The organism is Kineococcus sp. G2 (assembly GCF_037154035.1).
Classification (GTDB): domain Bacteria; phylum Actinomycetota; class Actinomycetes; order Actinomycetales; family Kineococcaceae; genus Kineococcus.
The window spans coordinates 26,605-39,046 of sequence record NZ_JBBBEM010000010.1; the positions used below are offsets into that span (position 1 = coordinate 26,605).

13 protein-coding genes are annotated in these 12,442 nt (G+C 75.3%); 12 read left to right on the plus strand and 1 reads right to left on the minus strand.

Translation table 11 applies throughout. The features are described 5' to 3' along the window. The 7 genes from V9U69_RS02335 (at window position 1) to V9U69_RS02365 (ending at window position 8,047) form a co-directional block, all read left to right on the plus strand. Window positions 1-1,476 (plus strand): hypothetical protein, encoded by a 1,476-nt coding sequence (locus V9U69_RS02335; protein WP_337059686.1) that lies wholly within the window; start codon window positions 1-3, stop codon window positions 1,474-1,476. Continuing rightward, entirely contained in the window at window positions 1,473-2,333 is an 861-nt protein-coding gene (locus V9U69_RS02340; RefSeq protein WP_337059687.1) for a PIG-L deacetylase family protein, read from the plus strand. The genes V9U69_RS02335 and V9U69_RS02340 overlap by 4 nt, the downstream gene beginning before the upstream one ends. Beyond that, window positions 2,330-3,493: a GNAT family N-acetyltransferase gene (locus V9U69_RS02345; RefSeq protein ID WP_337059688.1), complete on the plus strand. Its 1,164-nt coding sequence runs from the start codon at window positions 2,330-2,332 to the stop codon at window positions 3,491-3,493. Before V9U69_RS02340 ends, V9U69_RS02345 begins: the two co-directional genes overlap by 4 nt. Continuing rightward, complete coding sequence (locus V9U69_RS02350) at window positions 3,490-4,737, plus strand: glycosyltransferase family 4 protein (RefSeq protein ID WP_337059689.1); 1,248 nt, start codon at window positions 3,490-3,492, stop codon at window positions 4,735-4,737. Before V9U69_RS02345 ends, V9U69_RS02350 begins: the two co-directional genes overlap by 4 nt. A gap of 215 nt (window positions 4,738-4,952) precedes the next feature. After that, the gene (locus tag V9U69_RS02355; protein WP_337059690.1) at window positions 4,953-5,903 is read left to right on the plus strand and encodes a right-handed parallel beta-helix repeat-containing protein; all 951 of its coding nucleotides are present in this window, start codon (window positions 4,953-4,955) and stop codon (window positions 5,901-5,903) included. A gap of 270 nt (window positions 5,904-6,173) precedes the next feature. Beyond that, window positions 6,174-7,328, plus strand: a complete 1,155-nt coding sequence (locus V9U69_RS02360) for a glycosyl hydrolase family 28-related protein (protein ID WP_337059691.1) — start codon at window positions 6,174-6,176, stop codon at window positions 7,326-7,328. A gap of 251 nt (window positions 7,329-7,579) precedes the next feature. Next, on the plus strand, window positions 7,580-8,047 hold the full coding sequence (locus tag V9U69_RS02365) for a hypothetical protein (RefSeq protein WP_337059692.1): 468 nt from the start codon (window positions 7,580-7,582) through the stop codon (window positions 8,045-8,047). Between the two features lie 12 nt (window positions 8,048-8,059). Here V9U69_RS02365 and V9U69_RS02370 read toward each other — a convergent pair whose 3' ends face one another. Then, window positions 8,060-8,380, minus strand: a complete 321-nt coding sequence (locus V9U69_RS02370) for a hypothetical protein (protein WP_337059693.1) — start codon at window positions 8,378-8,380, stop codon at window positions 8,060-8,062. 64 nt (window positions 8,381-8,444) lie between these two features. Here V9U69_RS02370 and V9U69_RS02375 point away from each other — a divergent pair, with 64 nt between their 5' ends. From V9U69_RS02375 to V9U69_RS02395, 5 genes are read left to right on the plus strand one after another with little or no spacing between them, the layout of a single operon-like run. After that, window positions 8,445-9,590, plus strand: coding sequence for a histidinol-phosphate transaminase (locus V9U69_RS02375; RefSeq protein WP_337059694.1), 1,146 nt, complete (start codon window positions 8,445-8,447; stop codon window positions 9,588-9,590). Next, window positions 9,587-10,186 (plus strand): imidazoleglycerol-phosphate dehydratase HisB, encoded by a 600-nt coding sequence (hisB, locus tag V9U69_RS02380; RefSeq protein ID WP_337059695.1) that lies wholly within the window; start codon window positions 9,587-9,589, stop codon window positions 10,184-10,186. Before V9U69_RS02375 ends, hisB begins: the two co-directional genes overlap by 4 nt. Beyond that, the gene (gene hisH / locus V9U69_RS02385; RefSeq protein WP_337059696.1) at window positions 10,183-10,824 is read left to right on the plus strand and encodes an imidazole glycerol phosphate synthase subunit HisH; all 642 of its coding nucleotides are present in this window, start codon (window positions 10,183-10,185) and stop codon (window positions 10,822-10,824) included. Before hisB ends, hisH begins: the two co-directional genes overlap by 4 nt. Window positions 10,825-10,877: 53 nt before the next feature. Further along, window positions 10,878-11,627, plus strand: a complete 750-nt coding sequence (gene priA / locus V9U69_RS02390) for a bifunctional 1-(5-phosphoribosyl)-5-((5-phosphoribosylamino)methylideneamino)imidazole-4-carboxamide isomerase/phosphoribosylanthranilate isomerase PriA (protein ID WP_337059697.1) — start codon at window positions 10,878-10,880, stop codon at window positions 11,625-11,627. Window positions 11,628-11,668: 41 nt separating this feature from the next. Next, on the plus strand, window positions 11,669-12,409 hold the full coding sequence (locus V9U69_RS02395) for an SseB family protein (RefSeq protein WP_337059698.1): 741 nt from the start codon (window positions 11,669-11,671) through the stop codon (window positions 12,407-12,409). Window positions 12,410-12,442 lie beyond the last annotated feature (33 nt).

A 12,442-nucleotide genomic window follows, 5' to 3' on the forward strand; every position in this document is an offset into this window, starting at 1 on the left:
GTGCCGATCCGCACCGCAGCGCCGGCACCGCCGGAGAGCAGTTCCGCGACGGACGCCGTCCTCCGGGACGCGCGGTGGTTGAGCATCGCCGGTGTCGTCGTGGGCCTCCTGAACTACGTGTACTCCCTCGGTCTCACGCACGTCCTCCCGGCGCGCGACTACGCCGTGTTCGCCGCGGGGCAGGGAGTGGTCCTGGTGGCGGGGACCATCGCCGCCACGAGCGGTGCGTGGGTCCTCGCCGAGGCCCTCGGCCGTGCGAGCACCGCTCTGCAGCGGTCGCGCGCCGTGTGGTTCTCGACGAGCCTGAACGTCCTCCTCGGCCTGGTGGCCGCGGCGCTGGCCGCTGTGGTCTCCTCCGGTTTCGCCCCGCCGCGCGCGGTGGTGGTGGTCGCGCTGGGCGCTTTCCTCGTCTTCCCGGCCGCCACCGCCTACGGTTCGCTGCAGGGCGACGGGCGGTTGCGCCTGCTCGCGGGGGCGCGCCTCGGTGAGACCGTCGTCAAGTGCGCGGCGGGTGCTCTGCTCGTCGCGGCCGGTGCGGGAGCGGTCGGCGCGACGGCCGGCTTCCTCGCCGGATCGGCCGTGGTGGTCCTCGCCGGCCTGCTGTTCGCCGGGCGGCGCCTGCGGCCGGCGAGGGGCGCCCTCGGGGTACGGACCCTCTGGACCTCCGCGGCGGGCGTCGTGGCCGTGCAGGGGCTGGTGGCCCTGCTGGCCGCCGTCGACCAGGTCGTGGTGGCCGCGGTCGCCCCCGACCCCACCCAGGCGGCGTCGTACCAGACCGCCACCATCGTCGCCCGGGTGCCGGTCTTCCTCGCCGCGGCGGTGGCCGCTGCGATCCACGGGACGATCACGGCCGCGAAGGGCGGAGCCACCACGGAGGTGGTCGGCGCAGCGGTCCGCGACTACCTCACCGCGGCGCTCCCGTTCGCCGTCGTCCTCGCGACGGTGCCCGCTTCCCTGGTGCAGCGGGTCCTGCCCTCCGGGTACGCCGGGACGACCTCGGTCCTGCCGTTCGCCGCGGCCGCCGGCGCGCTCCTGGGGGCCGTCGCCCTCCTCGCCACGGTCCTGCAGGCGGGCGGGCTGCACTCGCGCGCCGCGCGCACGCTGGGGGTGGGGCTCGCCGTCCACACCGCCGTGCTGGTGCTCGCCCACGCCGTCGGGGGCGTCACGGGCATGGCGGCCGGCGCGGCGGCCGGCACCGCCGCCACGCTGCTGGCGCTGCTGCGGACGGCCCCGCACGACGTGCGGCGGGCGTTCCTGCCCTCCTGGCGGGTCGCGGCCTGGTGCGCGGTGCTCACCGTCGTGCTGCTGGCGTCCAGGAGCTGGCCGCTGGGGTGGTCCGCCACCGCCGTGCTGGCCGGTGCGGTGACGTGCGCGGTGGTCCTCGGGGTCCTGCCCCGCAGGGCCCCGAGGCGGTACGAACCGCGCCACGTCGCCGCGGGGCCCTCCGCGACCGCGGGCCGGGGGTGGGGGCGGTGACGGAGACGCTCGCGGGGCGACCGCGGATCCGCGTGCGCCGGGCCCCCGGGGAGACGGGGCCGACGTGGCGGCTCGTGCCGGACGCCTCGCTGCGCTACGTGTTCCTCTCCCCGCACCTGGACGACGCAGTGCTCTCCTGCGGGAACCTGCTCCTCGCCCTGGGGGAGGGGGCCGACGTCACGGTCTGCACGCTGTTCACGGAGCAGTCGACACCGCACACGGCCTCCGCGAGGGCGTACCTGCGGCAGTGCGGTGCGGGTTCGGCCGCGCAGCTGTACGCCCGCCGCCGGGCCGAGGACGCCGGTGTCCTCGCCCGGGTGCGCGCCACCCGCGTCCACGCCGGTCTCGACGACGCGTTGTTCCGCAAGCGCTCCGGTGCCGCTGCGGCCCGCCTGGCGCGCCTGCTGCCGGAACTGGGGCACGTCTACCCGACGTACCGGTGGCACGTCGCGGCGGGGAGGGTGAGTCGCGCGGACCGGCACGTCGTGCGCGCGGTGAGCGAGGTCGTCGAGCGGCTCGCGGCGCCGGCGCCCACCGTCCTCGTCGCCCCGCTGGGGGTGGGTCGTCACGTCGACCACGTGCTGGTGCGCGACGTCGCGGCGCGCGTCGGCGGTGACGTCCTGTACTACGCGGACCTGCCGTACGCGCTGCGGCAGGAGCCGGACGCGGCGTTCACGGCGGCGCACGCGCTGGCGCCGGTCACCGTCCCGGCGGCCGGCTCGGGGAAGACCCCGCTCATCGCCGGTTACCGCACGCAGGTGGACGCCCTGTTCCCGGGGGGCGTCCCCCTCCTGGAGGACCGGTTGCACGTGCCCACGAGGTTGTTGACGGTCGTCGGAGGGGGAGGAGCGGCATGACGCAGGCGCGGATCGAGGCTGCCCGGGGCAGCGGGAGCGTCGGGGGTGGGGAGGGGACCGGCGGTGGTGCCCGGGTCGTGGTGCCGCCCCAGCGCGGTGGCGGGGGTCGCGCGGCGGTCTCGCCGCTGCCGGAGGCCGCGTGGTGGGAAGCGGTCTCGCGGACGCGGCACCCGGTCCTCACGCAGACACCGCGCTGGCTGCGCTGCCTGGAGTCCGCGACCCCCTGGCGCGGCAGCGGCCGGCTCTACGAGCTGAGCGGTGGCCGGTTCCTCGTCCTGCCGATGGTCTCCCGGGGGGCGGGACCGTTGCGGATCTCCGCCTCGTGGCCCCACGGCTGGGGCTACGGGGGAGTTCTCGCCTCCGACGGGGTGGTGACGCCCGCCGACCTGGCCCTCGTCGGGGCCGACCTGGCCGCGACGCCCGGGCTGCGCACGACCGTCGTGCCGTCCCCCTTCCCGCCGCAGCGAGCGCCCGCGCTCCCCGGCGCCAAGGCGGAGCACCACCACCTCACGCAGGTGCTCGACCTGTCGGGCGGGGCCGGAGCGGTGTGGCGGGGGTACTCCAGCAACGTCCGCAGGAGCGTCAAGCGCGCCGAGCGCGAGGGCGTGGAGGTCCGCCGCGACGCCACGGGCGGCGCGCTCCCGGAGTTCGCGCACCTGTACCGGCTCTCCGCGGCCCGCTGGGCGCGCAACGCGGGTCGTCCCGCCGCGCTCGGCCGCCTGCAGGCGCGACTGCAGGAACCGCCGCGCCTGCTGGAGGCCGTCTCGCGCGTCGTGGGTGAGGACCTGGTCACGTGGACCGCCTACGTCGAGGGGCGGGCGGCGGCCTCGGTGGTGATCCTCCACGGGGACGGGCACTCGCTGATGTGGCGTGGCGCGCAGGACCAGCAGCTGGCCGGGCGCACCCACGCCAACGCGCTGCTGCACCACCTGGCCATCGAGGAGGCCGTCGCACGGGGGGACCGCTCGTACTCGTTCGGCGAGTCCGACCCGGGGTCGAGCCTGGCCGCGTACAAGTCCAAGTTCGGGGCGGTGGACCTGACCTGGCGGGCGTGCTCCTTCGAGCGGTTCCCGGTGTCGGCCGCCGGTGCCGCGGCTCTGCGCACCTACCGCTCCGCCAGCGCCCTGGCGGGACGCGGTCGTGGGGAGGAGCGCCGGTGACCTGCAGGCCGAGGGTGGTCATCTCCATCTTCGACGACTTCGACAACCCCCACTACGCCGGTGGTGGACCGGTCGTGGTGCGCACCATCGCCGACCGCCTGACCGCCGAGTACGACGTCCTGGTCGTGACGGGCGGTCGGCGGTTCCGCAGGACCGAGCGCGGCGGTGTCGCGCACCTGCACCTGCCCGTGACGTGGCTCGGCCCGCGCGCGGGCCAGATCCTCTGGGCGCTGCTGCTGCCCCTGACCGCGGTCCTGCTGCGCTACGACTTGTGGATCGAGAGCTTCACCCCGCCCTGGTCGAGCAACCTGGTCCCGCTGGTCACCAGGCGCCCGGTGGTGGGGCTGGCGCAGGCGCTGTCCGGCAGGGACATGGCGCGCCGCTACCGCACCCGGTTCCCCCTGAGGGCGGAGCGGCGACTGCTGCGGTCCTACGGCGACGTGGTGGTCCTCAACGCCAGCGATCAGGAGGTGGTCCGTGAGTGCACGACCACGACCCGTGTGCACCTCATCCCCAACGCCGTCGAACCGCCGGAGCGCCCGGCCACCGGCGCCGACGCCGGGCGCTACGCCCTCTTCCTCGGCAGGATCGACGTGCGGCAGAAGGGACTGGACCTGCTGCTCGACGCCTACGCGCACGGTGGTGAGGAGCTCCTGCCCCTGGTGATCGCCGGAGGTGGGCGCAAGCGCGACGAGCAGGAGCTCACCGGACGGCTGGAGGGGCTCGGACCCCGGGTGCGGTGGGTGGGACCCGTGCACGGTGAGGACAAGGAGGCCCTCATCGCCGGCAGCGCCTTCCTCGTCGTGCCGTCCCGCGAGGAGAGCTTCTGCCTCTCGGCGCTGGAGGCGCTGGTCCGCGGACGGCCCGTCGTGCACTTCGACCTGCCGCAGCTGCGGTGGATCCCCGCCTCCGGTTCGGTGACCGTGCCGCCCTTCGAGGTCCCGCGCCTGCGCGAGGCCGTGGCCCTGCTGTCCGGGGACGCGGTGCTGCGGGCCGCGGCCGGTGCGGGCGCCGCGCGCTTCGCGCGCGAGTACCTGGCGAGGAACACCCCGGCCGCCTACCCGGACCTGGTGCGGCAGGTGCTGGGCCGCGGCCGCCCGCCGCGGGACGCCGCTGCTGCGACCGTCCCCCCGCCCGCCCCCCGACCCGTCCCTCCGCCCGCGGACGTCGCGGGAACGGGGCAGGAGGGGCGCTGCGCCCACCTGGACGTCCCCTCCCCGCCCCCCGGCAAGATGGTGTCGTGACGTCCGGTGGCCGTCCCGACGTGGACGGCGGTGGCCCCGCCGGAGGGAGCGGGGGACATCGGCGGGACGCGCCCGGACCACGGGGCGGCGGGAGGTGGTCGCTCGGCCGCAGGGTGCTGCTGGGGTTGACGGCCGGCGCGGTGGGGACCGTGTCCGCCACCGCCGGCCTCCGCAGCCGGGAGCGTGGGCCGGCCCCGACCCGGGGCGGCCTCACGGTGGCGCCGGAGGGCGTCGACGGGTTCGCCGTGCAACGGGCCATCGACGCCGTCCACGAGGCCGGGGGCGGCACCGTGCAGCTGGCCGCCGGGACGACCTACCTCGCGCAGCGGCACCTCCTCCTGCGCAGCGCGGTGGCTCTCGTCGGGGCGGGACCGAGCACCGTGGTCAAGGCCGGTCCGCGGTTCCTCGACACGCGTGGGCCCCACGACGGGTACCCGTTGCTGACGACCGACGGGGCCCAGGACGTGCGCATCGCCGACCTGACCGCGGACCAGAGCGGGGACCTGCTGGACGGGAACGTCGAGAACCGCCTGCACGAGTACCTGGTGGACATCCGCCGCTCCGAGCGCGTCGTGGTCGAGCGGGTCAGCACGGTGAACCCGTTCTCCTACTCCATCGCCAGCGTCGGTTCGACGGACTTCACGATCAGGCAGTGCCGCACGTCCGTGCGCACCTCGGGCCGGTACACGCAGCTCGACGGGATCCACGTCCTCGACTCCAGCCACGGGCTGGTCGAGGACAACGACGTGGACCAGGGCGGGCCGGGACGCGACGGTGACGACGCCCTCGTCGCGCACACCATGGGCAGGGACTGCCACCACGTCGTCTACCGGGGGAACCGGGCCCGGTCCGGCAGGTACGGCGGCGGGATGCAGCTCGCCCTGGGAGACGGCGACATCCACGACATCACGGTGGTCGGGAACCTGTTCCACGACTCCCCGAGCGGGGTGCGCGTCGGGGACTACGGCGGCGGTGGCGTGGTCAGGAACATCACGATCGGCGGTGACCGGCGCGACGGCAACGTGTTCGCACGCAACGCGCGGTTCGCCGTGCAGTTGCGCACCCGCGTCGGCGGTGGGGTCCACGTGTCGCACAACACGTCGATCGGGAGCGGCGCCTTCCTGCTCCCCGAGGGTGCGACGGGTACGGGCAACCTGGTCCGCTGAGCACGACCGCCCCGCGCGGACGGGGGGGGCGGAGCGCGGCCAGCAGCGGGGTGGAGGGCCGCGCGCCGGGGGATCCAGTGCCCGGAACCGCGCCACGGCGCACGTCGTCACGCCGAGTCGTCACGCTGAGTCATCACGCTGAGTCGCCACGGTTGCGCCATCCGGGGGAGGTGCCCGACCCCGGGCCGGTACGGCTAAAGCGGTCTGGGGGAGAGCCCGACCCATGGGGGGAAGCCTGACCTACCCCCCTTCCGAAGCAGGTGCCCTCCCGTGCGCAAGTTCTTCTCCCTCTTCCTCGGTGCTGCCGTTCTGGCCACCCCCCTCGCGGGGTCCTCCGCCGCCTCCGCGGCCACCACCACCGTTTCCGCCTCCTCCCTCGTGACCTGCAGCCTCAGCGGGGCCACCGGCGCCACCGCGAAGACGGTCTTCGCGCCGAGCGGCATCACGGCCGGCGACGCGGTCGACGACACCCGTGGCATCCAGGCGGCGATCGACCGGGCCGGTGCGGCCGGCGGCGGTGTCGTCCCCATCCCGTCGGGCACCTACGTCATCGACGGCCACCTGCAGATGCGTGACGGCGTTCAGCTCGACGGTGCCGGTCGTACGACGGTGCTCAAGGCCGGTCCCCGCTTCCTGCAGACCGAGCACTGGTTCGGCGGGTACCCCCTCGTCACCACCACCGGTGCGAAGAACGTCACCATCAGCGACCTGTCCACGGACGCCAGCGGGGACGTCCTGGCCGCCGCCGCCCTCCCGAACCGGCTGACCCAGTGGATGGTCGACGTGCGCCGGTCCAGCAACGTCCTGGTCGAACGCGTGCACACCCGTAACCCCTTCGCCTACTCGATCGGCGTCATCGGTTCCAAGAACTTCTGCGTGAAGAACAGCAGCACCCTCGGCCCTCAGGTCGACCACTACAACCAGCTCGACGGCATCCACATCAACACCTCGTCCTTCGGGGACGTCGTCGGAAACGTCGTGGACCAGGGGATCAGGACGGGTGGCGACGACGGTCTGGTCGCGCACGCGCAGTTCGGTGACGTGCACGACGTCCGTTACGTCGCGAACAAGGTCCGCGGCGGTGACCGCGGTTCCGGCCTGCAGCTCGCCTTCACCAAGCCCGGAGCGCGCGTCTACAACATCACCGTCCAGAGGAACGAGTTCTACGGGGCGCGCTGGGGCGGTGTCCGGACGGGCACCTACGGCAGCGGTGTGGTGAACCTCTCCAACGTCCAGATCGGCGGTGCGGGTCTGGGGAACTGGTTCCACGACGGCACGGGCAACGCGGTCAACCTCATCGGTGCCGTCAACGGGATCACGGTCTCCGGCAACCGCGCCTGCCGCCTGGGGACCTACGTCGTCAAGACGGGGCAGGGCAACACGATCACCGACAACGTCGAGAGCAGCACCACCAGCTCCTGCTGAGGTTCCCTCCGTCCGTGCGGGACGGCGCTCCGCCGCGCGGAGCGCCGTCCCGTCGGCGTTCGCCCCGCGCGCGCCGCCCAGCCGGTGGGTGGTCCGCGGACGCTGCGGGTCCTGCCCCGCGTAGTAGCATGCGCACCTCGGTCCCGTGAACCGCGCGGGCCTCGAACGTGCGGTCCAGGTCCCGTCCGAGTCGCCGTGCCCGAGCAGCTGCCCGGTGCGCTGGCACCGCCCCAGCCACCGGAGGAGCACCCGTGCCGGACGACAGCACCGCCGCCTCGTCGGGTCCTCGGTCCGGCGGGGCGGATCGCGCCGTGCTCGTCGTGCCGGTCAACGACGTCGAGCGCCTCGCCGCCCTCTGCGCCCTGGCCCGCCTGCAGGCGTCCGCGGTTCCGGTCCCGGGCGTCGGGTGCGTGCTCGTCCCCGATCGACCCGCCGAGACCGAGGCGGGCGCCGCGAGGCTCTCCCGCCTCGTCCGCGGCGCCGACGTCCTCGTGGTGAGGCGGAGCGGGGACCGGGACACCGGTGCGGCCTGGCGCGGTGGTCTCAGGGGTGCGGTGGACGTCGATGCGCCGCTGCTGCTCGCGAACTGGCCCGCCGCCGTGGAGGGGCTGCTCGCCGGGGAGCTGGACCCCGCGCGGGCCGGGGGCGTGCGCAGCACCGCCGGTTCCCGTGTCCGGGTGGCGTTGAGGCTCCTGAGCGGCCCCCGCAGGTGGAGCTGAACCCGGGGCTGCTCAGCGCCGCAGCACGACGACGACCTCGGAGTCGGTGACCCGGTCCAGCCCCGCGGTGAAGCCGGCCACCTGCGCCTCGGTGCCGACGTCGAGGACGACCTCCTGGCCGGCCACCTCCAGCCGCGCCGAACCGTCGCCGGCCTCCAGCAGGGTCGCGTCCACCCCGAGCACCGACACTTCCGGCCGGCCGTCGCGCGGGAACGTCACCGTGCAGCCGTCCAGGGTGCAGTCCGCGCTCGCACCGCTCTCGGTGGAGGCGCTGCAGGCCGCGGTCCCCAGGCCGAGGGCGAGGCAGGTCAGGGCGGTGGCGAGGCGTCTCACCCCTCGATGCTAGGCGCCGCCCGGGCCGTCCGGCCGCCGCGCCCTCCTCTGGGATGATGCCGCCGTGACCACCGACACCACGCGCCCGCCGGCCCGGGGGACCGCCCTGGCCGACCTCCCGCTGCGCGAGGACCTGCGCGGCGAGCACCCCTACGGCGCCCCGCAGCTGCACGTGCCGGTGGTGCTCAACGTCAACGAGAACCCGTACCCGGTCGCGCCCGAGGTCGTCGCCGACATCGCCGAGGCCGTCGCCCGGGCGGCGAGCGGCCTGAACCGCTACCCGGACCGCGAGTTCCTCGACCTGCGCGCCGACCTCGCCGCGTTCCTGCGCCTGGAGTCCGGTGCCGAGCTCACCCCGGAGCAGGTGTGGGCCGCCAACGGCTCCAACGAGGTGATGCTGCACGTGCTGCAGGCCTTCGGCGGGCCCGGCCGCACCGCGCTGAGCTTCGCGCCCACCTACTCCATGTACCCGGAGTACGCGCGCGACACCCTCACCCGCTGGGTCACCGGCCGGCGCGCCGACGACTTCACCCTCGACGTCGAGCACGCCCGCGCGCAGATCGCCGAGCACCGCCCCTCCGTGGTGCTGCTGGCGAGCCCCAACAACCCCACCGGCACGGCGCTGCCGCTGCCCGTGGTCGAGGCCGTCCTCGACGCCGTCGACGCCCTGCCGCAGCGCGCGGTCGTCGTCGTCGACGAGGCGTACGGGGAGTTCCGCCGCACCGGGGTGCCCAGCGCCCTGGAGCTGCTGCCGCGCCACGGCAACCTCGCCGTCAGCCGCACCATGAGCAAGGCGTTCTCCCTGGCCGGTGCGCGCGTGGGCTACCTCGCCGCCGCCCCCGCCCTCGTCGACGCGCTGCGCATCGTGCGCCTGCCGTACCACCTCTCGGCCGTGACGCAGGCCGTCGCGCGCGCCGCGCTGAAGCACTCCGCGACGCTGCTGTCCACCGTCGACGAACTGCGTGCCCGCCGCGACGAGACGGTGCAGTGGCTGCGCGGCAACGGGTACCGGGTCGCCGACTCCGACGCGAACTTCGCGCTGTTCGGCACCTTCGCCGATCGCCACGCCGTCTGGCAGGGCCTGCTGGAGCGCGGGGTCCTCATCCGCGAGACCGGCCCCGACGGCTGGTTGCGGGTGAGCATCGGAACACAGGACGAGATGGCGGCGTTCCGCAAGGCGCTGACCGAGGTCGACGGGGAGAAGAAGTGAGCCGCACCGCGCGCATCGAGCGCAGCACGTCCGAGTCCAGCGTCCTGGTCGAGCTCGACCTCGACGGCACCGGGCGCACCGAGATCGACACCACGGTGCCGTTCTACAACCACATGCTCACCGCCCTGGGCAAGCACTCGCTGATGGACCTCACCGTCCGCGCGAAGGGCGACACCCACATCGACGTGCACCACACGGTGGAGGACACCGCCATCGTCCTCGGCCAGGCGTTCCGGCAGGCCCTGGGCGACAAGAGCGGCATCCGCCGCTTCGCCGACGCCACCGTCCCGCTCGACGAGGCCCTCGCGCACGTCGTCGTGGACGTCTCCGGCCGCCCCTACTGCGTGCACACCGGTGAGCCCGACGGGCAGGAGTTCCACCTCATCGGCGGGCACTTCACCGGCTCGCTGACCCGCCACGTGCTGGAGAGCTTCGCCTTCCACGCCCAGATCGCCCTGCACGTGCGGGTCCTGGCCGGCCGCGACCCCCACCACGTCGTCGAGGCCCAGTTCAAGGCCCTCGCCCGCGCCCTGCGCTACGCCGTCGAGCCCGACCCGCGGGTGCAGGGCGTGCCGTCCACCAAGGGAGCCCTGTGAGCAAGCGCGTCGTCGTCCTCGACTACGGCTTCGGCAACGTCCGCTCCGCCGTGCGCGCCCTGGAGCGCGTCGGCGCCGACGTGGAGCTGACCGGTGACCGCAGGGCGGCGCTGGAGGCGGACGGGCTCCTGGTGCCCGGCGTGGGCGCCTTCGCCGCCGTCAACGCCGGGCTGAAGGCCATCGACGGCGCCTCGATCGTCGACCAGCGCCTGGCCGGCGGGCGACCGGTGCTGGGCATCTGCGTGGGCCTGCAGGTCATGTTCGAGACCTCCACCGAGCCCGGTGAGGGCGTGGCGGAGGGGCTGGGCCAGTGGCCGGGCACCGTCGAGCGCCTGCCCGCGCAGGTCGTGCCGCACATGGGGTGGAGCGGTGTCGAGGCGCCGGCCGGCTCGGTGCTCTTCGACGGCGTGCAGGACGAGCGCTTCTACTTCGTGCACTCCTACGCCGTGCAGCGCTTCGAGCTCGTCGACACCACCGGTGGCCTCGTCGAGCCGCCGAGGGTGACCTGGGCCGAGCACGGCACCCGGTTCGTGGCCGCCGTGGAGAACGGGCCCCTGGCCGCCACCCAGTTCCACCCCGAGAAGTCCGGGGACGCGGGCGCGCAGCTGCTGCGCAACTGGGTGACCTCGCTGGGCTGAGCCCCGCCGGGGGCGCCGGGGGCCGGGTGCGGCGGTCCGTAGACTGCCCGCCCGTGACCGACGCCCCCGCGCAAGCCCCCCGCCTCGAGCTCCTGCCCGCCGTCGACGTCGCCGACGGCCAGGCCGTCCGCCTCGTGCAGGGCGAGGCCGGCAGCGAGACCTTCTACGGATCCCCGCTGGACGCCGCCTTGGCCTGGCAGGAGGCCGGTGCCGAGTGGATCCACCTCGTGGACCTCGACGCCGCCTTCGGGCGCGGCTCCAACCGCGAGCTGCTCGCCGACGTCGTCGGCCGTCTCGACGTGGCCGTGGAGCTGTCCGGCGGCATCCGCGACGACGCCTCCCTGGAGGCGGCGCTCGCCACCGGCTGCCGCCGGGTGAACCTGGGCACCGCCGCGCTGGAGGACCCGGAGTGGACCCGCTCCGCCATCGCCCGCCACGGCGACCGCGTCGCCGTGGGCCTGGACGTGCGCGGCACCACGCTGGCCGCGCGCGGCTGGACCCGCGAGGGCGGGGACCTGTGGGACGTCCTCGCCCGTCTGGACGCCGACGGGTGCGCCCGCTACGTCGTCACCGACGTCACCAAGGACGGCACGCTGCGCGGGCCGAACACCGAGCTGCTGCGCGAGGTGTGCGCGCGCACCAGCGCCCCCGTGGTCGCCTCCGGCGGTGTCTCCAGCCTGGAGGACCTGCACGTCCTGCGCGAGCTCGTCGAGGTGGGCGTGGAGGGCGCGATCGTCGGCAAGGCCCTGTACGCGGGGGCGTTCACGCTGCCGCAGGCCCTCGACGTGGCGGGCCGGCCCTGACCGGGACGCCTCCCGAGCGCGGCACGACCGACTCCGCCGGTGTGCCGTGGGCCGGGCGCACCCTGCTGCCCAACCCCTTCACCGGTGACGAGGGCCGGCGCGCCCCCGGGCTGGAGCGGGCCCTGGCCGACTGGTCGGCCGCGGGGGAGGGGGCCGACGCGGTGGCCGTGCTGCGCGCGGAGGCGCGGGTGGTGGCGCAGCTCGCCGCCACGCGCGTGTTCGCCCCCGTCGTCGCCGTGCTGGGCGAGCAGGAGGTCGTCGCGGCGGGCCCGGCGGGGGACAAGAGCGCCGACATGGCGCTCGCCCTGCTGACCCAGCCGGACGGCCGACGCGGGCTGCCGCTGTTCACCGACCTGGCGGCCCTGTCCGCCTGGCGCCCCGACGCGCGGCCGGTGCCGGTGCCCGCCGCGCGCGCGGCGCTGTCGGGGGTGCAGGAGCGGTGCGAGGTGCTCGTGCTGGACCCTGCCGGGCCGGTGCGCTTCGTGGTGCGCCGCACCGCGCTGTGGGCGCTCGCGCAGGAGCGCGAGTGGGTGCCCGCCCCCTTCGACGGCCTCGTCGAGGCAGCGGTGACCGAGGCCGCGGCGGGCGTGGAGGGTGTTCGCGGGGTCCGGCTGGAGGCCGCGCCCGGCGGCGAGCTGCGCGTGGTCGTCGGTGTCGTCCCCGGCCTGGACGGCGCCGGGCTGCAGCGGCTGACCGCGCGGCTGGGGGAGCGGCTGGGCGCCTCGCCGGTCGTCGCCGACCGGGTGGACTCCCTCGACCTGCGCCTGCTGCCTGCTCCCTGACCCCCTCCCGGGTCCCGGCGCGCGCCGGGACCC